The 24,067-nt window shown below is 68.7% G+C and carries 19 protein-coding genes and 3 tRNA genes; 16 read left to right on the top strand and 6 right to left on the bottom strand.

Annotated elements, in window-relative coordinates; translation table 11 throughout:
* Nucleotides 1–79 precede the first annotated feature (79 nt).
* The 6 genes from ilvC to ACRXBZ_RS12840 all read left to right on the top strand — a co-directional run bounded on the left by ilvC (nucleotide 80) and on the right by ACRXBZ_RS12840 (nucleotide 7,885).
* Nucleotides 80–1,075, top strand: coding sequence for a ketol-acid reductoisomerase (gene ilvC / locus ACRXBZ_RS12865; protein WP_168585043.1), 996 nt, complete (start codon nucleotides 80–82; stop codon nucleotides 1,073–1,075).
* A gap of 183 nt (nucleotides 1,076–1,258) precedes the next feature.
* Nucleotides 1,259–1,504: a DUF397 domain-containing protein gene (locus ACRXBZ_RS12860; RefSeq protein WP_168585042.1), complete on the top strand. Its 246-nt coding sequence runs from the start codon at nucleotides 1,259–1,261 to the stop codon at nucleotides 1,502–1,504.
* Nucleotides 1,505–1,999: 495 nt separating this feature from the next.
* On the top strand, nucleotides 2,000–3,595 hold the full coding sequence (serA, locus tag ACRXBZ_RS12855) for a phosphoglycerate dehydrogenase (RefSeq protein ID WP_433879331.1): 1,596 nt from the start codon (nucleotides 2,000–2,002) through the stop codon (nucleotides 3,593–3,595).
* A gap of 260 nt (nucleotides 3,596–3,855) precedes the next feature.
* Nucleotides 3,856–4,899 carry a 3-isopropylmalate dehydrogenase gene (locus tag ACRXBZ_RS12850; RefSeq protein WP_433879330.1) on the top strand — a complete coding sequence of 348 codons (1,044 nt, stop codon included), beginning with the start codon at nucleotides 3,856–3,858 and terminating at the stop codon, nucleotides 4,897–4,899.
* A 453-nt stretch (nucleotides 4,900–5,352) separates the two neighbouring features.
* Nucleotides 5,353–6,990, top strand: a complete 1,638-nt coding sequence (gene cimA / locus ACRXBZ_RS12845; RefSeq protein WP_433879329.1) for a citramalate synthase — start codon at nucleotides 5,353–5,355, stop codon at nucleotides 6,988–6,990.
* A 112-nt stretch (nucleotides 6,991–7,102) separates the two neighbouring features.
* Complete coding sequence (locus ACRXBZ_RS12840; RefSeq protein WP_168585038.1) at nucleotides 7,103–7,885, top strand: fumarylacetoacetate hydrolase family protein; 783 nt, start codon at nucleotides 7,103–7,105, stop codon at nucleotides 7,883–7,885.
* 281 nt (nucleotides 7,886–8,166) lie between these two features.
* On the opposite strand, the gene ACRXBZ_RS12835 is transcribed toward ACRXBZ_RS12840, so the two are convergent.
* Nucleotides 8,167–9,396, bottom strand: coding sequence for an FAD-dependent oxidoreductase (locus tag ACRXBZ_RS12835; RefSeq protein WP_433879328.1), 1,230 nt, complete (start codon nucleotides 9,394–9,396; stop codon nucleotides 8,167–8,169).
* A 103-nt stretch (nucleotides 9,397–9,499) separates the two neighbouring features.
* Here ACRXBZ_RS12835 and gltX point away from each other — a divergent pair, with 103 nt between their 5' ends.
* The 5 genes from gltX (at nucleotide 9,500) to ACRXBZ_RS12810 (ending at nucleotide 13,038) form a co-directional block, all read left to right on the top strand.
* Nucleotides 9,500–10,996 (top strand): glutamate--tRNA ligase, encoded by a 1,497-nt coding sequence (gene gltX, locus ACRXBZ_RS12830; protein WP_433879327.1) that lies wholly within the window; start codon nucleotides 9,500–9,502, stop codon nucleotides 10,994–10,996.
* Between the two features lie 140 nt (nucleotides 10,997–11,136).
* Nucleotides 11,137–11,919, top strand: coding sequence for an HAD family hydrolase (locus tag ACRXBZ_RS12825; protein WP_433879326.1), 783 nt, complete (start codon nucleotides 11,137–11,139; stop codon nucleotides 11,917–11,919).
* Between the two features lie 170 nt (nucleotides 11,920–12,089).
* A tRNA-Gln gene (locus ACRXBZ_RS12820) sits at nucleotides 12,090–12,161 on the top strand.
* 33 nt (nucleotides 12,162–12,194) lie between these two features.
* A tRNA-Glu gene (locus ACRXBZ_RS12815) sits at nucleotides 12,195–12,267 on the top strand.
* A 695-nt stretch (nucleotides 12,268–12,962) separates the two neighbouring features.
* A tRNA-Glu gene (locus ACRXBZ_RS12810) sits at nucleotides 12,963–13,038 on the top strand.
* Between the two features lie 122 nt (nucleotides 13,039–13,160).
* Here the strand turns inward: ACRXBZ_RS12810 and ACRXBZ_RS12805 are convergent.
* Nucleotides 13,161–13,862, bottom strand: a complete 702-nt coding sequence (locus ACRXBZ_RS12805; protein ID WP_433879325.1) for an IclR family transcriptional regulator — start codon at nucleotides 13,860–13,862, stop codon at nucleotides 13,161–13,163.
* Between the two features lie 88 nt (nucleotides 13,863–13,950).
* Here ACRXBZ_RS12805 and leuC point away from each other — a divergent pair, with 88 nt between their 5' ends.
* The 3 genes from leuC to ACRXBZ_RS12790 all read left to right on the top strand — a co-directional run bounded on the left by leuC (nucleotide 13,951) and on the right by ACRXBZ_RS12790 (nucleotide 16,967).
* Entirely contained in the window at nucleotides 13,951–15,354 is a 1,404-nt protein-coding gene (leuC, locus tag ACRXBZ_RS12800; protein ID WP_433879324.1) for a 3-isopropylmalate dehydratase large subunit, read from the top strand.
* A 166-nt stretch (nucleotides 15,355–15,520) separates the two neighbouring features.
* On the top strand, nucleotides 15,521–16,123 hold the full coding sequence (leuD, locus tag ACRXBZ_RS12795; RefSeq protein ID WP_168585032.1) for a 3-isopropylmalate dehydratase small subunit: 603 nt from the start codon (nucleotides 15,521–15,523) through the stop codon (nucleotides 16,121–16,123).
* A gap of 232 nt (nucleotides 16,124–16,355) precedes the next feature.
* Nucleotides 16,356–16,967: an HU family DNA-binding protein gene (locus ACRXBZ_RS12790; protein WP_433879323.1), complete on the top strand. Its 612-nt coding sequence runs from the start codon at nucleotides 16,356–16,358 to the stop codon at nucleotides 16,965–16,967.
* Between the two features lie 374 nt (nucleotides 16,968–17,341).
* Here ACRXBZ_RS12790 and ACRXBZ_RS12785 read toward each other — a convergent pair whose 3' ends face one another.
* The 4 genes from ACRXBZ_RS12785 to tnpA all read right to left on the bottom strand — a co-directional run bounded on the left by ACRXBZ_RS12785 (nucleotide 17,342) and on the right by tnpA (nucleotide 21,874).
* Nucleotides 17,342–18,331, bottom strand: a complete 990-nt coding sequence (locus ACRXBZ_RS12785) for an NUDIX hydrolase (RefSeq protein WP_433879322.1) — start codon at nucleotides 18,329–18,331, stop codon at nucleotides 17,342–17,344.
* A 5-nt stretch (nucleotides 18,332–18,336) separates the two neighbouring features.
* Entirely contained in the window at nucleotides 18,337–20,643 is a 2,307-nt protein-coding gene (locus ACRXBZ_RS12780; protein WP_433879321.1) for an RNA degradosome polyphosphate kinase, read from the bottom strand.
* Nucleotides 20,636–21,379, bottom strand: a complete 744-nt coding sequence (gene cofC / locus ACRXBZ_RS12775) for a 2-phospho-L-lactate guanylyltransferase (protein WP_433879320.1) — start codon at nucleotides 21,377–21,379, stop codon at nucleotides 20,636–20,638. The genes ACRXBZ_RS12780 and cofC overlap by 8 nt, the downstream gene beginning before the upstream one ends.
* Nucleotides 21,380–21,454: 75 nt before the next feature.
* Nucleotides 21,455–21,874 (bottom strand): IS200/IS605 family transposase, encoded by a 420-nt coding sequence (gene tnpA, locus ACRXBZ_RS12770; RefSeq protein ID WP_433879319.1) that lies wholly within the window; start codon nucleotides 21,872–21,874, stop codon nucleotides 21,455–21,457.
* A 336-nt stretch (nucleotides 21,875–22,210) separates the two neighbouring features.
* Between tnpA and ACRXBZ_RS12765 the strand changes: the two genes are divergently transcribed.
* Together ACRXBZ_RS12765 and ACRXBZ_RS12760 are read left to right on the top strand one after the other, a co-directional pair.
* Complete coding sequence (locus tag ACRXBZ_RS12765; RefSeq protein ID WP_433879318.1) at nucleotides 22,211–22,987, top strand: lysophospholipid acyltransferase family protein; 777 nt, start codon at nucleotides 22,211–22,213, stop codon at nucleotides 22,985–22,987.
* A complete protein-coding gene (locus ACRXBZ_RS12760) occupies nucleotides 22,974–23,981 on the top strand; it encodes an NAD(P)H-dependent glycerol-3-phosphate dehydrogenase (RefSeq protein ID WP_433879317.1) in 1,008 nt (335 codons plus the stop codon). The genes ACRXBZ_RS12765 and ACRXBZ_RS12760 overlap by 14 nt, the downstream gene beginning before the upstream one ends.
* Nucleotides 23,982–24,067: the final 86 nt, after the last annotated feature.

Here is a 24,067-nt window from a genome sequence, read left to right as displayed (position 1 = left end):
CGGCGGGTACTCCCTGGACGAGGAGCCACCGCTTCGGCGGCAGGCATGAAGAATTCCCGAAAGGAAACGCTGAATCACCATGGCAGTTGAAATCTTCTACGACGCGGACGCTGATCTGGGCATCGTGCAGGGACGCAAGGTCGCGGTCCTCGGCTATGGCAGCCAGGGCCACGCGCACGCGCTGAGCCTGCGGGACTCGGGTGTGGACGTGCGGGTCGGTCTCCCGGAGGGTTCCAAGTCGCGTGCCAAGGCGGAGGAAGAGGGCCTGCGGGTGCTCACCCCGGCCGAGGCCGCCGCGGAAGCCGACCTGATCATGATCCTGGCGCCCGACACCAAGCAGCGCGAGATCTACGCCAACGACATCGCGCCGAACCTCAAGCAGGGTGACGCGCTGTTCTTCGGCCACGGCTTCAACATCCGCTACGGCCTGATCCAGCCGCCGGCGGACGTGGACGTCGCCATGGTCGCGCCGAAGGGCCCGGGCCACCTGGTGCGCCGCCAGTTCGTCGACGGCAAGGGCGTGCCCTGCCTGATCGCGGTCGAGCAGGACGCCTCCGGCAACGCCGAGGCGCTGGCGCTGTCCTACGCCGCCGCCATCGGTGGCGCGCGGGCCGGCGTCATCAAGACCACCTTCAAGGAGGAGACCGAGACCGACCTGTTCGGTGAGCAGGCGGTCCTCTGCGGTGGCGCGAGCGCCCTGGTGCAGAACGGCTTCGAGGTGCTGGTCGAGGCCGGCTACCAGCCGGAGATCGCCTACTTCGAGGTCCTGCACGAGCTCAAGCTGATCGTGGACCTGATGTGGGAGGGCGGCATCGCCGGCCAGCGCTACTCCATCAGCGACACCGCCGAGTACGGCGACCTCACCCGCGGCCCGCGGGTGATCGACGCCCATGTCAAGGAGTCGATGCGCAAGATCCTGGGCGAGATCCAGGACGGCACCTTTGCCAAGGAGTGGGTGGCCGAGGACGAGGCCGGGCGCCCGAACTTTGCCAAGCTGCAGGCGGAAGGCAACGCCCACCAGATCGAAGAGGTCGGCAAGAAGCTCCGCTCCCTGATGTCCTGGACCAACAAGTAAGAGGTTCAGGTCTTCGGCGGCGTGCCAACCGCACGTCCGGCCGATGCGAAAGGCCCGGTGAACTCCACGAGGGATCACCGGGCCTCGGCTTCCGGGCCGGGAGCCGGTCGGTTCCCCGGGCCGGGTTACCCGGTTGCCAAAGGGCGAAACCGGTCGCTGCGGGTGAGGGATAGGGTACGTATCGTGAGTGCAGAAAACGAGATCGTCGACAACAAGGCGCACATCCGCCACCAGCTGGACTTCACCAACGCGGAGTGGATCACCAGCACCGACGAACCGGACGAGCCCGGCGTCGAGATCGCTTTCGTGGACGGCTACATCGGCATGCGCAACGGCGCCGAACCGGAGGGGCCGGTCCTGGTCTTCACACCGGAGGAGTGGGAGGCCTTCGTCGCGGGCGCCAAGGACGGCGAATTCGACGAACCGTGATCTTCCGAGTTCCGGGGTTCTTTTGCGTGGCGGTCGGGTAGCGGAACCTCAGACGCCTTCTCGACTCCGGGATCCCCGACGCACGTATGTCCAATACGTCGCGTCGGGGCTTGTCCTCGCGAGATGGACCGGGTTGCGGGGTGTCCCCGCAGGACACTGCTGAGAACCCGTGGCGGTGCCGGTCGCGAGGTGGCAGCAGATACCGGCCTCCCACCGGCACCAGAAGGTCGTCACGTGTACGGGTGGTTGCTGTGCCGGTCACTGGCCGCACAGCCGCCGCTCGCGTTACAACGTGTCCCCGCGGACTCGTGGTGTCGTTCCCGCGGCCCGGCTGATCTGCGACAATGCCGAAGAATCGGGTTTAACGGGCCGGGCCTTTGCGTCGGCGGTGATCCGGGCAACACCCTTGTGAACGCTTTCTCAATCTCCCGTTAAACTCCGATCCGTCCGGGCACATCGCCGTGCCGACCGTGATCTTCCAACTGGAGTTCGCCCGTGACCAACGCAAGCCGTCCTGTCGTCCTGATCGCCGAGAAGCTGGCACCGTCCGTGATCGACGCCCTCGGGGACGAGGTCGAGATCCGCAACGTGGACGGCACCGACCGGCCGGCGCTGCTCGACGCCGTCGCCGACGCCGATGCGCTGCTGGTCCGTTCCGCCACCAAGGTCGACGCCGAGGTCCTGGCGGCGGCGAAGAAGCTCAAGGTCGTCGCCCGCGCCGGGGTCGGCCTGGACAACGTCGAGGTACCCGCCGCCACCGAGCGCGGCGTGATGGTCGTCAACGCCCCCACCTCCAACATCGTCTCGGCCGCCGAGCACGCGATGGCCCTGCTGCTGGCGGTGGCGCGCAACGTCGCGCAGGCCGACGCCAGCCTCAAGGGCGGCGAGTGGAAGCGCAGCTCCTACACCGGCGTCGAGCTCAACGGCAAGACCGTCGGCGTGGTCGGCCTGGGCAAGATCGGCCAGCTGTTCGCACAGCGCGTCGCCGCCTTCGGCACCAAGCTGATCGCCTACGACCCCTACGTGTCGCCGGGCCGCGCCGCGCAGCTGGGCATCGAGCTGGTCTCCCTCGACGAGCTGCTGGCCCGCGCCGACGCGATCTCCATCCACCTGCCCAAGACCGCCGAGACCCTCGGCCTCATCGGCGCCGAGGAGCTGACGAAGGCCAAGCCCGGTCTGCTGGTCGTCAACGCCGCCCGCGGCGGCCTGATCGACGAGGACGCGCTGGTCGACGCGCTGCGCAACGGCCAGATCGGCGGCGCGGGCATCGACGTGTTCAAGACCGAGCCCACCACCGACAGCCCGCTGTTCCAGCTGTCCAACGTCGTCGTCACCCCGCACCTGGGCGCGTCCACCACGGAGGCCCAGGACCGCGCGGGCACCGACGTGGCCCGCTCGGTGCGGCTGGCGCTGCGCGGCGACTTCGTGCCGGACGCGGTCAACGTGCAGGGCGGCGCGGTCGGCGAGGAAGTCCGCCCGTACCTGGCGCTGACCCAGAAGCTGGGCCAGGTGCTGGCCGCGCTGGTGGGCAGCACGCCGAGCTCGGTGACCGTGGAGGCCCGCGGCGAGCTGGCCGACGAGGACGTCTCGGTGCTGCAGCTCGCGGCGCTGCGCGGCGTGTTCGCCGGTGCGGTGGAGAACCAGGTGACGTTCGTCAACGCGCCGCAGCTGGCCGAGGACCTGGGCGTGCAGGTGGAGGTCAAGACCTCCTCGGAGAGCCCGAACCACCGCAGCGTGGTGTCGGTTCGCGCGGGGCTGCCGGACGGTCGCACCGCCGTGGTCTCCGGCGCGCTGTCGGGGCCGAACCAGGTGGAGAAGCTCGTCGAGGTCAACGGCAGGCACTTCGACCTGCGGGCCGAGGGCAACGTGCTGCTGCTGGAGTACCCGGACCGGCCGGGCGTGATGGGCAAGGTCGGCACGCTGCTCGGCGAGGTCGGCGTGAACATCGAGGCGGCCATGGTCAGCCAGACAACGGAGCGCTCCGAGGCGATCATGCTGCTGCGCGTGGACCGTCCCGTCGAGCCCGGAGTGCTGGAGCCGATCGGCGCCGCCGTCGGGGCCCGCGTCGTGCGCACCGTCAGCTTCGAGTGAGCTCGCCCGGTCCGGTCCCGCTGAGTAGGTGGGACCGCGACCGATAATTCGGACGAGTGAGGCAGGGGCTTCCGCAATCTTGGGACGGCCCCTGCGTCGCATCTGCGGGCATGGGCCTATCGCCCGTATGGGTGTCCCACTCCCCGGGACAGTTCATCCACTTGGTGGGCCCGGCGTGCCGCTGCCCGCAGCCCTGCCGGTAGCCTTCGGCTCAACAGTTCGAGCCCCGCGGGTCGGGGTGGTTCTCGGGAGGTGTGTAGATGCGGCTCGCTGTGATCCCCGGCGACGGGATCGGGCCGGAGGTTATTGCCGAGGCACTCAAGGTGCTCGGCGAGGTCGTGCCGGATACCGAGATCACTCGATACGACCTGGGAGCCGCGCGCTGGCACGCGACCGGGGAGCTGCTGCCCGAGTCCGTCTTGGGTGAACTCCGGCAGCACGACGCGATCCTGCTCGGAGCGGTGGGCGACCCGTCCGTGCCCAGCGGGATCCTGGAGCGCGGCCTGCTGCTGCGGCTGCGCTTCGAGCTCGACCACCACGTGAACCTGCGGCCGGCCCGGCTCTACCCGGGCGTGAAGAGCCCGGTGGCCGACCCCGGCGAGATCGACATGGTCGTGGTGCGCGAGGGGACCGAGGGTCCGTACGTCGGCAACGGCGGCCTGCTGCGCAAGGACACCACGCACGAGATCGCGACCGAGGTCAGCATCAACACCGCGTTCGGCGTGGAGCGGGTGGTGCGCGACGCGTTCGCCCGCGCCGCCTCCCGGCCGCGCAAGCACCTGACGCTGGTGCACAAGACCAACGTGCTCACCCACGCCGGATCGTTGTGGTCGCGCGTGGTCGAAGAGGTCTCGCTGCAGTACCCGGATGTCACCGTGGCCTACCAGCACGTGGACGCCACGACCATCCACCTGGTCACCGACCCGGGCCGGTTCGACGTGATCGTCACCGACAACCTCTTCGGCGACATCATCACCGACCTGGCGGGCGCGGTCACCGGCGGCATCGGGCTGGCCGCCAGCGGCAACATCGACGCCACCCGGCGCAACCCGAGCATGTTCGAGCCGGTGCACGGCAGCGCGCCGGACATCGCCGGGCAGGGCGTGGCGGACCCGACCGCGGCGGTGCTGTCGGTCGCGATGCTGCTCGACCACGTCGGCCTGACCGATGCCGCCAAGCGGGTCGAGGCGTCGGTAGCGTTCGACCTGGCCACCCGCGACCACTCGGCCCCGGGTGCCACCTTCGCGGTCGGCGACCGCCTCGCGGCGCTGGTCTCCTCCCGCGAGGTCGCTCCGCAGGCCTGATCGGAGTTCGAAGTGTAGGAGGGCGTCCCGGTCGGGGCGCCCTTTTCGCCGGCCCGATGTGCAACCGGCGAGTCGCACCAAATCGCGAGTGACGCGGTCGACGACAACACCGGCGGCTGGGAGCAGGTGTGTCGCCTGCTGCTTCTCCACCTTCTGCTCGAGCTCGCTCTGGCTCGTCCAGCAAGTGACGCCAACGCGTAACCCGGTTCCTGGGACGGCAGGTCCTGACGTCGCGTCCGGTCCGGATGCTGGGAATTCGTGGTCATCTGGTGATCCGGTGGTGCATTGTGGCAGCATAGGTGCGTGGCTTTCCGCAGTGTGATCATTATTGGCGAGCGCGCCGGGTAGACGACTCCGCACCCCGGCGCGCTGACCTCTCGCATCCGCGGGGGGTCTTTTTTGTTGCCTGCGCTGCTGCTGCAATCCATCTCCGACGCCGACGGGAGAAATCCAGTGACCCGCACCAACCCGGCCGGAACGCCGCTGGGCGACGACTTCCATTTGTACGACACGACCTTGCGGGACGGCGCGCAGCGCGAGGGAATTTCGTATTCGGTCACCGACAAGCTGGCGGTCGCGCGGCTGCTGGACTCCGTGGGCGTCGGCTTCATCGAGGGCGGCTGGCCCGGCGCGCTGCCCAAGGACACCGAGTTCTTCCACCGCGCCGCCGCCGGAGAACTCGATCTCGAACACGCCGCGCTGGTGGCCTTCGGCTCCACCCGCCGCGCCGGGACCAAAGTGGACGAAGATCGGCAAGTCCGGGCGCTGCTCGATTCGCGGGCCCCGGTGGTGACCTTGGTGGCCAAATCGGACCGGCGGCACATCGAGCGGGCGCTGCGCACCGATGTGGCCGAGAGCTGCGCGATGGTGGCGGACACCGTGCGTTACCTGGTCGGCGAGGGGCGCCGGGTGTTCCTCGACGCCGAGCACTTCTTCGACGGCTACGCCTTCGACCCCGACACCTCGCTGCGCGTGCTGGAATCCGCCGCGAACGCGGGCGCCGACGTCGTCGTGCTGTGCGACACCAACGGCGGGCAGCTGCCGCTGCAACTGGCCGAGACGGTCGGCGAAGTCGTATCGCGCACGGGATTCCGCGTCGGGATCCACTGCCAGGACGACACCGGATGTGCGGTGGCCAACAGCATCGCGGCCGTGCAAGCCGGTGCGACGCACGTGCAGTGCACCGCCAACGGCTACGGGGAGCGGGCGGGGAACGCGGATCTGTTCGCCGTGATCGGCAATCTCGCCACGAAACTGGAGATGCCGGTGTTGCCGGAGGGAAAGCTGCGCGAGCTGACCAGGGTTTCGCACGCGCTGGCCGAAATCGCCAACCTGGCACCTGACACGCACCAGGCCTACGTCGGCCAGTCGACCTTCGCGCACAAGGCCGGGCTGCACGCGAGCGCGATCAAAGTGGACCCCGAGCTCTACAACCACATCGACCCGGCGGTCGTGGGCAACGGGATGCGGGTGCTGGTCACCGAAATGGCCGGGCGCGCCAGCCTGGAGCTCAAGGGCGCCGAACTCGGTCTCGACCTCACCGAGTCGCCGGCCGCCGTCACGGGGGCGGTGCGCCAAGTGAAGGAGCTAGAAGCCCGCGGCTGGTCTTTCGAAGCAGCCGACGCGTCGCTGGAACTGTTGCTGCGCCGGGAAATGGCCGCCGCGGCCGGCAGCGAGCCGGTCGATGCGCCGTTCGAGCTGGAGTCCTACCGGGTGGTGCTAGACCACCGTTCGGACGGCGACGTGGTCTCCGAAGCGACGGTCAAGGTGCACGTCGTGGGGGAGCGCGTGATCGCCACCGCAGAGGGGAACGGGCCGGTCAACGCCCTCGACGCCGCGCTGCGCAAGGCGTTGGTGCCGCACCTGCCGTGGCTGGAAACCGTCGAACTGGCCGATTACAAGGTCCGCATCCTCATCGACGCCCCCGGCACCGACGCGGTCACCCGGGTGCTCGTGGAATCCCGCGACGGCGAGGAGGAGTGGACCACTGTGGGCGTGCACGGCAACATCGTCGAAGCGAGCTGGCTCGCGCTCTGCGACGCGCTGGTGTACAAGGCCTTGCGGCGCAACGCGATCAGCGCCCGCGGCTGATCGCGTCGCTGTGCTCCGGCCGGGGAATGGGTCAGGGGCACCCGGCCCCAAGTATGTTTGTTGTCATGGGTGCCCCTCACCCGAAGTCCGCAGTTGATCCCGGAGGTTCGTCTTGCGCTTGGCACGTGTCGCCCACTCCGACGGGGTGTCCTTCGTCGCACTGGAGCCGGATCCGGCCGCACCGCAGGAGAAGGTGCTCGCGGTCGAGATCGACCAGCACCCGTTCGGCGACCCGACGTTCACCGGTCGCAAGTGGCCGGTGGCCGATGTCCGGCTGCTCGCCCCGATCCTGCCCACGAAGGTCATCTGCGTGGGCAAGAACTACGCCGAGCACGCCCGCGAGATGGGCTCGGAACCACCGGAGAACCCGGTGATCTTCATGAAGCCGTCCACCTCGGTGATCGGCCCCAACGCCGCCATCAAGCTGCCGCCGAACTCCGAGCGGGTGGACTTCGAGGGCGAACTCGCCGCCGTCGTCGGGCAGCCGTGCAAGGACGTGCCGGAGGCCCGCGGCACCGAGGTGCTGCTGGGCTACACGATCGCCAACGACGTCACCGCGCGCGACCAGCAGAAGGCCGACGGGCAGTGGACGCGGGCCAAGGGCTACGACACGTTCTGCCCGCTGGGCCCGTGGATCGACACCGCGGCGGACCCGGCGGACCTCGGGATCCGCACCGAACTGGACGGCGAGCTCAAGCAGGACTCGCGCACCTCGCTGCTGCTGCACGACGTCGCGGCGCTGGTTTCGTGGATCTCGCGGGTGATGACGCTGCTGCCCGGCGACGTGATCCTCACCGGCACCCCGGCCGGCGTGGGCCCGATGCAGGCGGGCCAGAAGGTGTCGGTGTCCATCGACGGCCTCGGCACCCTCACCAACCCCGTCCAGCAGGGCTAGAGCCGGGCTAGTGCCGCGTCAAACAACGTTGATCCAGTATTGAGGCAGCCCGGATGGTGGGTGGACTGCGTGATGATCAATAGGCCGATCAAGGTTCGTAGACGCGGCACTAGATCTGGGCTAGATCTGGGCTAGTGCAGGGGTAGAGCGGGTTTCCGGGCCCGTTCTTCCGCGCAGCCCATCCGGGTACCGGAAGCCCAGGCGCCACCCGGTCTCCGCAATTTCCATTGAAATCGGACCTTCGATTTCAATGGAAATTGCGGGTTTCCACGGCCCGGTCGTCAGCGGAGGGCCGCCTTCGGCGGGCGTTCGCGGACCGCTCCGTAGGCGAGGACGTACGCGGGGATCCTGCGCAGCCACGGGGCGTTCGAGACCGCCCGCAGGGGGAGCGGCAGGCGCGCGGTGCTGCCGAAGTCGATTTCTCCGCGCAGCGCCGGGGAGATCACGTTCTCATGAATAATGCGTTGCAGCCGCTGGATCAGCACCGTGGTCGGCCAGCGCCGCCGCTGCACCGCCGCCACGTGCTTGCGCTCCAAACGCCCGTTGCGCAGCGGCTCGGCGAGGTGGCGCGCCGCCGCGACGGCGTCCTGCACCGCCAGGTTGATCCCGATGCCGCCGACCGGTGACATCGCGTGCGCAGCGTCGCCGATGCACAGCAGGCCCGGCACGTGCCACTTGCGCAACCGGTCTAGGGTCACGTGCAGCAGCTTGACGTCCTCCCAGCTCTGCACTAGGTCCCGCCCGGCCAGCCAGGGGAAGAAGCGGACCAGGCGCTCGTTGAACTCCTCGATGGCCCGGTTGCGGCCCTCCGCGTCGGTGCCCTTGCCGATGATCGACGCGACCTGGAAGTAGTCGCCGCGGTCGAACATGGCGGTGAAGGTGCGTTCGCGGATCAGGCCGATGCCGCCCGCCAGATCGCCGGTTTGCCGCGGAATCCGGAACCACCGAACGTCCATCGGCGTAGGGAAGTCCCGCAGGCCGAGCTCCGGCATCTCGCGCACGAAGGACTTCCGCCCGTCGCAGGCCACCGTGATGGTGGCGCGCAGTTCGCCGGTCTCGCCGTCGGCGGTGCGGTAGCGCACCCCGTTGACCCGGCCGCGTTCCCGGATCAGTTCCGTCGCCTCGGTGTTCATCCGCAGGGTGAAAGTCGGCTCCTGCTTGCCTGCGTCGGCCAGCATGTCCAGGAAGTCCCACTGCGGGACCATCGCGATGTAGTTGTATTTCACCTTCAGCGACTTGAAGTCCCCGAAGGTGAACAGCTCGCCCGCCTGGCCGATGGGCAGCCGCACCTGGTTCAGGCGGCGCTGCGGGAGTTCGGCGAACCGCTCGGCCAGGCCCAGGTCGTCGAGGAGCTGCAGCGTGGTGGGGTGCACCGTGTCGCCACGGAAGTCCCGCAGGAAGTCGCCGTGCTTCTCCAGCACGGTCACCTCGACGCCGGCCCTCGCCAGCAGCAGCCCCAGCACCATCCCCGCCGGTCCGCCGCCGACCACGCAGCAGGTGGTTCGCTCCATTGCGATCCCCTCCAGTTTTTCAACGGTTGTTGAATAAATTCAGGATGCCTTGCCCGGATGCGCCCGTCAACCGCCGACGGCGGGTGGCTAGGCTTGATGTGTTATGAGCACGCCAGAAGCCGCAGCAAAAGTCGACGCCAGGCCCGTCCGAGCCCGGTTCTGTCCCTCGCCGACCGGCACCCCGCACGTCGGCCTGATCCGCACGGCCCTCTACAACTGGGCGTTCGCCCGGCACAACAAGGGCACCCTGGTGTTCCGCATCGAAGACACCGACGCCAGCCGGGACACCGAGGAGTCCTACCAGGCGATCCTCGACGCGCTGCGCTGGTTGGGCCTCGACTGGGACGAAGGCCCCGGTGTCGGCGGACCCTACGGCCCCTACCGGCAGAGCGAGCGGCGCGACATCTACGCCGACATCGCCCAGCGACTGCTGGCCGCCGGCGAGCTCTACGAGTCCTACTCCAGCCCGGACGAGATCGAAGCCCGCCACAAGGCAAAGGGGCGCGATCCCAAGCTAGGCTACGACAACTACGACCGCGACCTCACCGACGAGCAGCTCGCGGCCTTCCGCGCCGAAGACCGCAAGCCCGTGCTGCGGCTGCGGATGCCCGACCGCGACATCACCTTCACCGACCTGGTGCGCGGCGAGATCACCTTCCCCGCCGGCAGCGTCCCGGACCCGGTCCTGGTGCGCGCCAACGGCGACCCGCTCTACACCCTGACAAACCCGGTCGACGACGCGCTGATGCACATCACCCACGTGCTGCGCGGCGAAGACCTGCTGTCGTCCACGCCCCGCCAGATCGCGCTCTACGAGGCGCTGCAGCGCATCGGTGCCACCGACTTCACGCCCGAGTTCGGCCATCTGCCGTTCGTCATGGGCGAGGGCAACAAGAAGCTCTCCAAGCGCGACCCGCAGTCCAACCTGTTCCACCATCGCGACCGGGGATTCCTGCCCGAGGGCCTGCTGAACTACCTGGCGCTGCTCGGCTGGTCCATCTCCGACGACCGCGACGTGTTCGGCCTCGACGAGATGGTCGACGCCTTCGACATCGGCCGGGTCAGCGCCAACCCGGCGCGCTTCGACCAGAAGAAGGCCGACGCGATCAACTCCGCGCACCTGCGCGCCCTCGCGCCCGACCACTTCGTCGACCGCGTGGTGCCCTACCTCATCCAGGGCGGCGTGCTCCCGGCCGAGCCGACCGAGCAGCAGCTCGCCACCGTGCGCGCCGCGGCGCCGCTGGTGCAGGAGCGGCTGATCGTGCTCTCCGACGCGGTCGGCATGATGGGCTTCCTGTTCGCCGGCGACGACTTCGCGCCCGAACCTGCCTCCGCCGAGAAGGCCCTCGGCGAAGACGCCAAGCCGGTCCTGGAAGCCGCCATCAACGCCCTCGAAGCGCTGCCGGAATGGACCACGGCCGCCATCGAGCAGGCGCTGAAGGACTCCGTCGTCGACGGGCTCGGCATCAAGCCCCGCAAGGCCTTCGCGCCGGTGCGGGTGGCGATCACCGGGCGCACCGTGTCGCCGCCGCTGTACGAGTCGATGGAACTTCTCGGCCGCGACATCTCCCTCGAACGCCTGCGGAAGGCCCTCGGCTGAACCAGTGAGCTCCGGCACGAGGTCGTGGGTGCGCTCGTACCCACGCCCTCGTGCCGCCAACCGGACTCAACCGAAACAGGCCAACAGGATCACCAAATTGGCCGAGTCGGACGCAGCGGGTGAACGCCTAGCCTCTCGGGGTGACATCCGCGCCTGAAATTTCGACCATCCATGAACTCGGCCAGATCAAGGCGGTCTGCCTCGACCTCGACGACACCCTGCTCGACAGCGGCAGAGCCGCGCGGCACGCCCTGCGGGAACTCGTCGGCACCGACCGCGCCTGGCAGGTGTGGCAGCGCACCACGGACGAGCACTACGTGCGGTTCGTCACCGGCGAGATCGACTTCGACGCGATGTGCGTCGAACGCACCAGCGCGTTCTTCGCGGCCTTCGGCGAAGAACTGGAAACCTCCGAAGCCGCCCGCCGCGAAACCGTGCGCATGGCCGCCATGCAGCGCGCCTGGACCCTGTTCGACGACGCCCGGCCCTGCCTCGACTGGCTGCGCGCCAGCGGCCTCCAGCTCGCCGCGATCACCAACGCCCCCAGCGGCTACCAGCGCAAGAAGATCGCCGCCGTCGGCCTCGCCGACGCCTTCGACGCGCTCATCATCTCGGCTGAGATCGGTGTGGCCAAACCGGACCCGCGCATTTTCCACGCCGCCTGCGACGAGCTTGGCCTCCCCCCCGAAGAAGTCGTCCACGTCGGGGACAAGCTCGACACCGATGCCCTCGGCGCCAGCCGCGCCGGCCTCCACGGCGTCTGGCTCAACCGCGGCGGAACCCAGGACCCGTCCGCCGGCGTGCCGAGCATCACGAGCCTCTTCGAACTCCCGGAACTCCTCGTGACCGACCTGCCCGCGGTACCCTTCCGAGCGGACGGCGCTCAGGCCACGCACCGAGCCGCCGAGCTGATCCGCCACTAGGCCGCCCCGGGTCGCTGCGACCGCCGCTACCTGCGACGATCCCAAACAGAGGGGGGCGATTTTCGGGCCTCTGAAGGGATGGTCTAACATTCTTATCAACGCGGCGGGCAGCGATCCGAAAGCTGAACTCCTCCCAGGAGATCGGAAAAGGAGCTGGCCGTTCGGCACCATGGGGTATGGTGTAATTGGCAGCACGACTGATTCTGGTTCAGTTAGTCTAGGTTCGAGTCCTGGTACCCCAGCGAGCAGATCACCCCGTGATCTCTCAACAACGCGGTCCCGTCGTCTAGCGGCCTAGGACGCCGCCCTCTCAAGGCGGTAGCGCGGGTTCAAATCCCGTCGGGACTACAAGGGTGGGAGGGCCATATCTGCGATTCCGCAGATATGGCCCTTTCCGTTTTTTGTTTGGGGGGCCGAGCCCCCCATGCCCCCCACGGTGCGGGGGTTGCTTTCTTGCTTGCTCCTTGGGATTGGGGCGTACCCGGTCTGGGTTTCCGACCAGCGGACGGGCCATCTGGGGCTTGGGGGTCCCGCCCGGCTTCATCTGGGCGTCTGGGGTGGGCTCTTCTGGGGCTTGGGAGTCCGGCTTGGCTTCATCTGGGGATCTGGGGTTCCTCTGGGGCTTGGGGAGTCTGGCCTGGTTTCATCTGGGTGCTTGGGGTGGGTTCGTCTGGGGCTTGGGTGTCCGGCTTGGCTTCATCTGGGGATCTGGGGATCTGGGGATCTGGGGATCTGGGGATCTGGGCATCTGGGCATCTGGGGTTCTGGGGTTCTTCTGGGGCTTGGGGAGTCTGGCCTGTTTCATCTGGGTGCTTGGGGTGGGATGGGGTCGGGTTTTCTGGGGCTTGGGGGTTAATTTTGTTTGGGCGCTTGGGGTTTGCTTGGGTTGTGTGGTGTTTTTGGGTTATGGAATCGGTTTTGTGGGCGAGGCCGCGCGCCTTGAGTGGGTCAGCGGACTGTTGGAAGCGGGTGGTCTTGCGGTGGAGGTAGGGGGTGGGTGTTCGAGGGGCTTATGGGGTGTTGTAAAGTTCTTCTTGTTGCGCGGTCCCGTCGTCTAGCGGCCTAGGACGCCGCCCTCTCAAGGCGGTAGCGCGGGTTCAAATCCCGTCGGGACTACCAGCAAGTGCCCCGCTCGCAGAGTCTGCGAGCGGGGCACTTCTCGTTCCGCCACTTAGCAATGCGCCGGGCGTCGTGCGGCGTTCTTGGCGGTGCGGGTCTTGGCCCGCACTGCGCTGTTGGGGTTATATGCGGTTTTGGAGGGCATCTGCTGCTGCTAGCAGGTCTGCTGCCCAACGGGCTCCCGGGCGGCGGCCCATTCTGTCGATCGGGCCCGAGACCGATATGGCCGCCACCACGTTGCCTTGGGCGTCGCGGACCGGGGCTGAGACGCTTGCCACCCCCGGCTCCCTTTCCGCCACGCTTTGGGCCCAGCCCCTTCTGCGGACCTCCATGAGGATTCTTTCGCCGTAGACAGCTTCCGCGAGGACCGCTCTCTGGGTTGCGGGGTCCGACCAGGCCGCCAGGACCTTGGCTCCCGAGCCCGCCGTCATCGAGAGGGGCGTTCCCACCGGCACCGTGTCCCGCAGGCCGCTCGGGGGTTCCGCCGTCGCTATGCACAGGCGTTGCATTCCGTCCCTCCTGTAGAGCTGGACGCTTTCTCCCGTGACATCCCTTAGCTTGGGCAGGACCGTCGTTGCTGCTTCGAGGAGAGGATCTACCGCTCCCCCCGCCAGTTCCGCCAGGGCCGCTCCTGGACGCCAGCGTCCGTCCGAGCCCCTTCTCAACAGGCGGTGGACCTCCAGGCCCACTGCTAGGCGGTGCGCCGTTGCCCTTGGCAGCCCCGTACGGCTGCACAGTTCGGCTAGGCCGCACGGTTCGCTGGCCACCGCCTGGAGAACGGCCACCGCCTTGTCCAGTACTCCGATGCCGCTATGCTGTCCCACGTACCGATACTAGCTTCCCGGCATCTGGGAAGTCCATTCTGTGGGAAGGCCCTTTTCCGGGTCTCGGCAGGCTCGACTGGGAGCAACGATGGGAAAAACGCTCGCGGAGAAGGTTTGGGAAGCGCACATCGTGCGCCGTGGTGAAGGGCACGAGCCAGACCTGCTCTACATCGATCTCCACCTGGTGCACGAGGTCACCAGTCCGCAGGCCTTCGAAGGGCTCCGGTTGGCGGGCCGGCCGGTGCGCCGCCCCGATCTGACGCTGGCCACCGAGGACCACAACGTGCCCACCACCGGGATCGACCTGCCGATCGCCGACCCGGTGTCCCGCACGCAGGTCGACACCTTGCGGAAGAACTGCGAGGAATTCGGCATCCGGCTGCACCCGATGGGCGACGCCGAGCAGGGCATCGTGCACGTCGTCGGGCCGCAGCTCGGCCTGACGCAGCCGGGCACCACCGTGGTCTGCGGCGACAGCCACACCTCGACGCACGGCGCTTTTGGCGCGTTGGCCTTCGGCATCGGCACTTCCGAGGTCGAGCACGTGCTGGCCACCCAGACGCTGCCGCTGAAGCCGTTCAAGACCATGGCCATCAACATCGAAGGCACCCTGCGCCCGGGAGTCACCAGCAAGGACGTGATCCTGGCCGTCATCGCGAAGATCGGCACCGGCGGCGGCCAGGGCTACGTCCTGGAGTACCGCGGCGAAGCGATCCGCCAGCTGTCCATGGAAGCCCGCATGACGATCTGCAACATGTCGATCGAGGCGGGCGCGCGGGCCGGCATGATCGCGCCCGACGAAACGACTTTCGACTACCTCGAGGGGCGCCCGCACGCCCTCGAGGGCGCCGAGTGGGGCGCCGCCGTCGAGTACTGGAAGACGCTGCGCACCGATGACGACGCCACATTCGACGCAGAAGTTACGCTGAACGCGGATGAACTGACCCCGTTCGTCACCTGGGGCACCAACCCGGGGCAGGGCCTGCCGCTGGGCGAGCAGGTGCCGGACCCGGCGCAGATCGTCGACGAGGGCGAGCGGTTTGCCGCCGAGAAGGCCTTGGCGTACATGGGCTTGACCCCCGGGACGCCGCTGCGCGAGGTGTCCGTGGACACCGTGTTCCTCGGCTCCTGCACCAACGGCCGGATCGAGGACCTGCGCGCCGCCGCCGAGGTCCTCAAGGGCCGCAAGGTCGCCGCGGACGTGCGGATGCTCGTCGTGCCCGGCTCGATGAAGGTCCGCCAGCAGGCGGAGTCCGAAGGGCTGCACGAGGTTTTCACCGCCGCCGGCGCGGAATGGCGTTCGGCCGGTTGTTCGATGTGCCTGGGCATGAACCCGGACCAGCTCACGCCGGGCGAGCGCAGCGCGTCGACCTCCAACCGCAACTTCGAGGGCAGGCAAGGCAAGGGCGGCCGCACCCACCTGGTCTCCCCGCTGGTCGCCGCGGCCACCGCCGTGCGCGGAACCCTGTCCGCCCCCGAAGACCTCGACTGAAAGTTGAACTCAGCTCGCGCAGGTGGTCCCGTAGCGGAACCTCAGACGTCTCCTCGGTCCGGTATCCCCGACGGGACTCGCGGGTGGTCACCGTGCGTGCGTGGGCCAAGCGGCTGCGCCGCTGCAAGGACGAAAACTGGCACCCCACCCATCAGGAGCAGTGACGATGGAACCGTTCAAGACGCACACCGGGATCGGCGTCCCGCTGCGCCGGTCCAACGTGGACACCGACCAGATCATCCCGGCGGTCTACCTCAAGCGGGTTTCCCGCACCGGCTTCGAGGACGGCCTGTTCGCCGCCTGGCGCGCGGACGAGAACTTCATCCTCAACCACGAGACCTTCCGCAACGGCAGCGTGCTGGTCGCCGGCCCCGACTTCGGCACCGGGTCGTCGCGCGAGCACGCCGTATGGGCGCTGAAGGACTACGGCTTCAGGGTGGTCATCTCCAGCCGCTTCGCGGACATCTTCCGCGGCAACTCGGGCAAGCAGGGGCTGCTGGCGGCCCAGTGCGAGCAGTCCGATGTGGAACTGCTGTGGAAGCTCTTGGAGAACGAGCCGGGCACCGCCGTGACGGTCGATCTGGAGCGGCGGACCGTGCACGCCAAGGACCTCACGGTGCCCTTCAGCATCGACGACTACACCCGCTGGCGGTTGCTGGAAGGGCTCGACGACATCGGTTTGACCCTTCGCCACGCCGAGACGATCGACACTTTTGAGCAAGCTCGCCCGAGCTTCAAACCGGCGACCCTGCCCGCTCGGCAGGGCTGATCGAGAAGCCTTCCGGGGGCGAGTTTTTCCCGTTGTGAAAGGAAAAACTCGCCCTCCGGGGGACAACTGAACAGTTGCTCCAGGAGCCCCGCGGACCCCGTTTCCCGGACGCGAATGCCCACGCCCCAACGAAAAAAAGAGGCGTGGCGAATGGCATTTGTTTGTCCGGGGCTTTACCGTTGACATTGAGTCGGCCCAACGGGGCCGTTGTTGTGTCCTGGGAGGGACTGAAGTGAACAAGGCCCAACTTATCGAGGCTCTGGCGGAACGCCTCGGAGACAAGAAGACCGCCAGCCAGGCTGTGGAAAGCGTAGTGGACATCATCGTTCGCAACGTCAACAAAGGTGAGAAGGTCAACATCACCGGCTTCGGGGTTTTCGAGAAGCGGGCCCGCGCCGCTCGCACCGCTCGCAACCCGCGCACCGGTGAGAGCGTGAAGGTCAAGAAGACCAACGTGCCCGCCTTCCGCGCCGGCACCCAGTTCAAGGAAGTCGTGGGCGGACAGCGGAAACTGCCGCGCGTCTCCGCTGCCAAGGCGGCCACCACCCGTGGTGCCACCACCAAGACCGCGGGCGCCACCAGGGCCGCTGCCGGTACTCGCGCCAAGGCTGCCACCACCCGCGCGGCCGCGACGAAGACCGCGACCGGCGCCACCGCAGCGAAGGCGACCGCCACCAAGGCGGCCCCGAAGCGGACCGCCACCAAGGCGACCGCTGCGAAGGCGACCCCGGCGAAGTCCACCGCGAAGCGGGCGACGACGGCCAAGGCCACCACGACCGCGGCCAAGACGACTCGTCCGGCTACCAAGAAGGCGACGACGACGCGCAAGACCACGAAGAAGTGATCGCGGGCTTCCGCAGCGAGCACCAGTGGACCGAGCGGGCGGCGAGATAACCCCCACGTGGGTTACGAGCCGCCCGCTCACGGCGTTCCCCCGGTCGCCCGGTCATCGCCCCGACGTCAGGCGATGACCGGAAACGGCCATGAGAAGGCCGTGACCGCCGCATCTCCGGCGGTCGCACGAGTTTCACCCGTGGGCGATGCGCAACGCCCACACGGCGCGATCAGCGCCGGACAGCGCCCGTCCAGCACCTCAGCGCGCGTGGTGCGGTGCGGGCGCGGTCGTCAGCTGGAGCCGGGGCGTCGGCGGAATACTTCGCCGGCACCGAAATTCGCCGACGCGTCCGTCTCTTTTCTGCGCTCTCCCCGCTTCGCCGGTCAGGCGAGCGGGTCCGCGAGGTAGTCGGCCGCGGCCAGCCGCAGCGCCGGGCCGCTCCCGTTGCCGGAATACCGGTCCCCGCTGAACGTCAGCGTCCACACGCTGCCCTTGCGGCTGGCTACCTCGCCGAGCGGCAACCCGGCGGAATCGGCCAGCCGCGCCACCAGGTCCGGGATGACGCCGCCCTGGCTGCACACCACCGCGGGGCCCGCGCCGGCCGCCACCCGCAGCATCAGGTCGACGCCCGCGTCCGGATCGCCCAGATAGCCCTCTTCGGAAAACAGCGGCTCGACGGCAATCCCGATTCCGAGGTCTTCGGCGATCGGCGCCACTGTTTGTTCGCAGCGCAGTCGCGGTGCGGAATAGATCCGGGCCGGGCCGAACAACGGCAGCAGCGAATGCAATGCATCGCGCTGTTGCCGTCCCGCTTCGGTGAGTGGCCGAAGGATGTCGTCGCCCGCCCATTCGGAGCGTTTGCCCGCTTTCGCGTGCCGCACCAGCAACACGGTCGCGGACTCGGCCGGCAACTCCTCGAATGCGTCGAGCACGCCGACGTCGTGCGGATAGCTCAGCCGGCCCCGTGCCTGGTCGGTACGCAGCCAGCGCAGTTCGTCCACTTCGTCGTTCGGCGCGAATACGCCGTCAGCCGCCCGGGCGGTGAAGTAGTCGACCATCTTCGGCGCGCGGCCGCCGTCGGATTCCGGCACCGAGTAGTTCACCCGCGTCAGGAAACGCGACAGCACGCAGGAAAACCCGGTCTCCTCGGACACCTCGCGGACCGCCGCGTGCGCGGAGAGCTCGCCGGGGTCGAGCTTGCCCTTCGGCAGCGACCAGTCGTCGTAGCGGGGCCGGTGCACCAGCGCCACTTCGGGGCCGTCGCCAACATCGCGCCAAAGCACCGCACCGGCCGCCCGGACCGGGGCAGGCGGTGCGTCGACTGGTTCGTCGTCGATTCCGCCGGGCGCCGGCTGGTTCTCGGTCACGCTCATCTTCCTCAGGACACCTTGGCGCCGTGCAGGCGCAGCATTTCCGCTTGGTGATCGCGAACTTGCTCTCCGCTGCGCGGCGATGCCTCCCAGTCGCCCTTCGCGTTGAGCACCCAGCAGCGGGTGGCCGGGTGCAGCGTCGAATCCAGCATCGCGTCGAGCTGCCGGGTGAGCTTGATGTCGGTGACCTGCACCTGGGTTTCGATCCGCCGGTCCAGGTTGCGGTGCATCATGTCGGCGCTGCCGATCCAGTGCTCGTCGATGCCGACGAAATGGAACACCCGGGAATGCTCCAGGAAGCGGCCCAGGATCGAGCGCACCTCGATGTTCTCGCTCAGACCCTCCACGCCGGCCTTCAGCGAGCAGATCCCGCGCACCACCACGCGCACCGGCACACCGGCCAGCGAAGCCCGGTACAGGGTGTCGATGATCTGCTCGTCGACCAGCGAGTTCACCTTCATCCTGATGCCGCACGGCAAACCCTGCCGGGCACGCTCGATCTCGGCCTCCACGCGCTCCACGATGCCGTTGCGGATGCCCTGCGGCGACACCAGAATCCGGCGATACTGGCCGTGCCGGGCGTAGCCGGTGAGCACGTTGAACAGGTCGGTGAGGTCGGCGCCGATCTCCGGGGAGGCCGTCAGCAGGCCCAGGTCCTCGTACATTCGCGCGGTCTTCGGGTTGTAGTTGCCGGTGCCCAGGTGGCAGTAGCGGCGGATCGTGGAACCTTCCTGGCGCACCACGAGCGCGGTCTTGCAGTGCGTCTTCAACCCCATCAGGCCGTAGACGACGTGCACCCCGGCGCGCTCCAGGGTCCGCGCCCACTGGATGTTGGCCTGCTCGTCGAACCGCGCCTTCAACTCCACCAGCGCCACCACCTGCTTGCCCGCTTCGGCGGCGTCGATGAGGGCGTTGACGATGGGCGAGTCACCGGAAGTCCGGTACAGCGTCTGCTTGATGGCCAGCACGTGCGGGTCGGCCGCGGCCTGCTCGATAAACCGCTGCACCGACGTGGAGAACGAGTCGTAGGGATGGTGCACCAGCACGTCGCCCTCGCGCAGCGTGGAGAAGATGCTCTTCGGCGTCTGGCCCTCGGCGAACGCCGGGTGCGTCGCGGGCACGAACGGCGACTCCTTGAGGTCCGGGCGCTGCAACCGGTCCAGCTGGAACAGGCACGACAGGTCCAGCAGTCCCTTGACCTCAACCACGTCGTGCTGGTCGACCTCCAGCTCGCGCAACAGGAGTTCGAGCATGTTCTCGCTCATCGTGTCGGTCACTTCCAGCCGCACCGGCGGCCCGAAGCGGCGGCGCGCGAGTTCCCGCTCCATCGCCTGCAGCAGGTCTTCGTCGCGGTCCTCCTCGACCTCCAGGTCGGCGTTGCGGGTGACCCGGAAGATGTGGTGCTCGGCGACCCGCATCCCGGGGAACAGCTTCCCGAGGTGCGCGGCGATGAGTTCCTCCAGCGGAAGGAAGGTGGCGGTCTCGTTCTCCCGGTCGGATTCGACGCGGATCAGCCGCGGCACGTTGTCGGGCACCTTGACGCGCGCGAAGCGCCGCAGCCCGGCGTCCGGGTCGGCGACCGTGACCGCGAGGTTCAGCGATAGCCCCGAGATGTAGGGGAACGGGTGCGCCGGGTCGACCGCCAGCGGCGTGAGGACCGGGAAGATGTGGTCCTCGAAGTAGCGGGTCAGCTTGGCCTGGTCGTCGTTCCCCAGCTCGGACCAGCGCAGGAACCGAACGCCGTGCGCCGCCAGCTCCGGCAGGAGATCGTCGAGGAAGACCCGGCCCTGCTTCTCCACCAGGTCCTGGTTGCGGGCGGAGATCCGGACCAGCTGCTCGTGCGGGGTGAGCCCGTCGGAGCTGCGCACCGAAAGCCCGGTTTCCTCGCGGCGCTTCAGCCCGGCGACCCGGACCATGTAGAACTCGTCCAGGTTGGACGCGAAGATCGCGAGGAACTTGGCGCGCTCCAGCACCGGCTGCGACCGGTCCTCGGCGATCGCGAGCACCCGCGCGTTGAAGTCCAGCCAGGACAGTTCGCGGTTGAGGTAGCGTTCCTCGGGCAGGTCGGTGGTGGCAGCCGCGCGGGTCACCGCGGGCGGGGCCGCCGGAACCCGGGCGCCCTCGGAGGTCGTGGTCTGGGCCGCCTCCGGGGTGGCCGCGGTGCTGGCTGCCGGTGCGTCGGCAGCGACGGGATTGCCGGCGCGGCGAGCGGGTCGTGGCGTCCGCTGCGCGGACCGGCCGTTGGAGGTTCGCTTGGCGGGCTGCTTCGGGACCCTGTCGCTGCTGTCGGTGCTCACCAGCCCATTGTCACTCATCAGGGCGTTCTGAATCGACCGCCGACGTGGCCATGTGACGTTCGCGGTCTTGGGGTGAACATTCCCGTACGGGTCCTTGAACACCAGGCGGGCGAGCGCCGCTGGAGGAAATCCGGCGGGCGGTGTTCGGGCCGACACCGAGCGTCATCGCGACGGCCAGATCGGCCTCGGTGTCCACGTCGCAGCGCAGCGAGTCCCAGCCGCCCAGGAGCGTCTTCGCCCCGGACCCGGCGTGCGCGTCGGCGGAGCCGGGCCCGAAGCGGGGGGCAAGCTGCTGGCCGGGCACGGCCAGCAGCAGCGTGGTGCCGGTGCCTTGCCGGTCGGGGCAGAACGCGCGATCGTCCCCGGCGGCGCTGATGGCGGCGGCGAGGTCGGTGGGCCGCAGGGCGGGCAGATCCGCCTGCAACGCCCCGACTCGCGATGTGGCGGTCCGCTGCCGCAGCTGGGCGTCGCCGTGCCGCAGCGCGGCGTTCAGCCCGGCGGCGGGGGTGTCCGCGAGCACCTCGACTCCGTCGGCGGCGAACGCCTCGGTGAGTGTCGGGTCGGAGGTCACCACCACGACTCCGGCGACGCCCGGCGCCTGGCGCGCAGCGGTCACTGTGTCCAATGCCACGGCTGTGACCAGGTCGGCGTGCGCGGTCGGCCGGCGCGCCCCCCGGTCGGCGGCGCCGAGCAGCCGCGACTTCGCCAGGTGCAACGGCTTGATCGGCACGATGAGGAACAACCCTGCGGTCACCGAAGAAACGTAGCGCGGATGCCCGGTCCTTTAGGCGGGGAGAAGGCGCGTCGATTCCGTGCTTGAGCCGACCACTCAAATAGCGGGACGGGTATGCCGTTCGATGTACTGGCGTACCGCGGAAATGGGTGCGCCACCGGCCGACCCGGCAAAGTACGAGCCCGACCACAGCCGGGCACCTCTCCAGTAAGCGAACTGCAGGTCTTCGAAGTCCTTACGCAACAGCCGGGAGGATACTCCCTTGAGGGAGTTGACCAGCTTCGACACCGCGACCTTGGGCGGGAAGCTGACCAGCAGATGCACGTGGTTGGCTTCGCCGTTGAACTCTTCCAGCTCGGTTTCGAAGTCGCCGCATACCTCCCGCATGATTTCTTCCATGCGGGTCAGGTGTGTGTCGGTGAACACAGGGTGCCGGTACTTCGTGATGAAAACCAAGTGGGCATGCATGAGGGAAACTACGTCTCTGCCTGTGCGGAACTCGCTTTCGATGGCCATGAACCAAATGCTACAGTGATCTACCTGGCGGCAGCGGTGACGACCGGGGAGACCGGGCATGCCCGGTACACGTACGGGCTTCGCTTGTCGTCGGCCTGCTGGCGTGCGCTGCTGGCCGAGTGGGATCGGTGCCGGTGGGTATGGAACCAGTGCGTGGTCACTTGCCGTCAGGCGCACCACGCGGAGGCCCGGCGTCGGCCGGCGAAGGGCAAGCCCGCGTCACAGGGATACCGCACCCGGGCGCGGCACTCATTCGGTTCGGCCGTGCGGGATGTCTGGTCGCCCGGCCCGGCAGGTAACTTGTCGGGGCGCTTGCGACCAGTTGAAGGAGATCTCGTGACGGAACCGAAGAGCCTCCGGTGCCAGCGGAGGCAGACCAGCGAAAAGGCGCAGGGCATGGGCAAGTTCTGGCTCGGCCTCACCCGCGGGGTCTTCTACCCGCTGACCGCGGCGCTGGCCCGCACCGAGGTGACGGGGCTGGAGCGCATCCCCGCCGAGGGGCCCGCGCTGCTGGTGTTCAACCACGTCTCTCACCTGGACCCGATCTTCGATGCCGTGACCGTGCACCGCGCCGGCCGGGTGCCGCGGTTCCTCGCGAAGAACACGCTCTGGAACGTGCCGGTGCTCAAGAGCGTCCTGGTCGGCGTCGAGCAGATCCCGGTCTACCGCGGCACTGCCGACGCGCGGAAGAGCCTGCGGGACGCGCACGACGCCCTGCAACACGGCAAGACGATCGTGATCTACCCGGACGGCACCATCACCAAGGACCCGGACGGCTGGCCGATGACGCCGAAGGTCGGGGTGGCGCGGCTGGCGCTGGCGCACGACATCCCGGTGATCCCGGCGGCCCGCTGGGGCACCCGGGACATCTACGACCACTACGAGAAGAAGTTCCGGCCGTTCCCGCGCAAGATCGTGCGAATCGCCTTCGGCGAGCCGCTGGACCTGTCGGCCTACCGCGGCATGGAGCACGACACGCACGCGCTGCGGGATGTCACGCACCTGGCGATGACGGGCGTGCGGGATCTGCTCGGCGAGATCCGCGGCGAGCAGCCGCCGACCGAGTTCTACAGCTCTGCCCGCAAGAGCCGGGGTGACGATGGCGAGGCCTGAGCGGATCACGGTCCTCGGTGCCGGTTCCTGGGGCACCACGTTCGCGAAGGTGCTCGCCGACGCGGGCAACGAAGTCGTCCTGTGGGCGCGGCGCGCGGAGATCGCCGCGGCTATCAACGAAAGCCGCAGCAACCCCGCGTACCTACCGGACATCCAGCTCCCTCCGACGCTGCGCGCCACCGACGACGCCGCCGTTGCCGTCTACGGCGCGAGCGCGGTGGTGCTCGCGGTGCCCAGCCAGACGCTGCGCGAGAACCTAGCCGGGTGGCAGCCCCTGCTGCCGTCCGAAGCGACGCTGGTGAGCCTGGCCAAGGGCGTAGAGCTGAGCACGCTGAAGCGGATGAGCGAGGTTGTCGGCGAGGTCGCCGACGTGCCGATGGCGCACGTCGCGGTCGTCTCCGGGCCCAACCTGGCCAAGGAGATCGCCGCCGAGCAACCGACCGCGACCGTGGTGGCGTGCCCGGACCACGACCGCGCCGTCGCGCTGCAGCACGCCTGCTCGACGCCGTACTTCCGGCCCTACACCAACACGGACCTCGTCGGCATCGAGATCGCCGGGGCGTGCAAGAACGTGATCGCGCTCGCGTGCGGGATGGCCGCAGGGTTGGGTTTCGGGCACAACACGATGTCCTCGCTGATCACCCGCGGCCTGGCCGAGACGACTCGGCTCGGCGTCGCGCTTGGCGCCGACCGGATGACGTTCGCGGGCCTCGCGGGGCTGGGCGACCTGGTCGCCACCGCCATGTCGCCGCTGTCGCGCAACCGGACCTTCGGCGAGCGGCTGGGGCGCGGCGAAACCATGGCACAGGCGCAGGAGGCGGCGCACGGTCAGGTTTCCGAGGGCGTGAAATCGTGCTCGTCGATCCGGCAGCTGGCGGCGCGGCACGGCGTCGAGATGCCGATCACGGATGTGGTGCACCGGGTCTGCCACGAGGGACTCGCACCCGCCCCGGCGGCCGCCGAACTGCTCGGCCGCGAGCGCAAACCCGAGTGAACTCGCGCGCTGCCGTTTTCGAAACCACCCGCGCACGCGAACGGGCATCGTCGCGGATCCTCGGCGAGGCTTGAACGCGCGTTGCT

It is taken from the genome of Saccharopolyspora hattusasensis (assembly GCF_050972075.1).
Classification (GTDB): Bacteria; Actinomycetota; Actinomycetes; order Mycobacteriales; family Pseudonocardiaceae; genus Saccharopolyspora; species Saccharopolyspora hattusasensis.
Note: the sequence above shows the minus strand (reverse complement) of the source record. Positions and strands in the feature narration are given on the sequence as shown.

Coding starts and splice junctions, on each gene's coding strand:
- ilvC (WP_168585043.1), top strand. CDS start 80: ATGGCAGTTGAAATCTTCTACGACGCGGACGCTGATCTGGGCATCGTG.
- ACRXBZ_RS12850 (WP_433879330.1), top strand. CDS start 3,856: ATGCGGCTCGCTGTGATCCCCGGCGACGGGATCGGGCCGGAGGTTATT.
- ACRXBZ_RS12835 (WP_433879328.1), bottom strand. CDS start 9,396: ATGGAGCGAACCACCTGCTGCGTGGTCGGCGGCGGACCGGCGGGGATG.
- gltX (WP_433879327.1), top strand. CDS start 9,500: ATGAGCACGCCAGAAGCCGCAGCAAAAGTCGACGCCAGGCCCGTCCGA.
- leuC (WP_433879324.1), top strand. CDS start 13,951: ATGGGAAAAACGCTCGCGGAGAAGGTTTGGGAAGCGCACATCGTGCGC.
- leuD (WP_168585032.1), top strand. CDS start 15,521: ATGGAACCGTTCAAGACGCACACCGGGATCGGCGTCCCGCTGCGCCGG.
- ACRXBZ_RS12785 (WP_433879322.1), bottom strand. CDS start 18,331: ATGAGCGTGACCGAGAACCAGCCGGCGCCCGGCGGAATCGACGACGAA.
- ACRXBZ_RS12780 (WP_433879321.1), bottom strand. CDS start 20,643: ATGAGTGACAATGGGCTGGTGAGCACCGACAGCAGCGACAGGGTCCCG.
- tnpA (WP_433879319.1), bottom strand. CDS start 21,874: ATGGCCATCGAAAGCGAGTTCCGCACAGGCAGAGACGTAGTTTCCCTC.
- ACRXBZ_RS12760 (WP_433879317.1), top strand. CDS start 22,974: ATGGCGAGGCCTGAGCGGATCACGGTCCTCGGTGCCGGTTCCTGGGGC.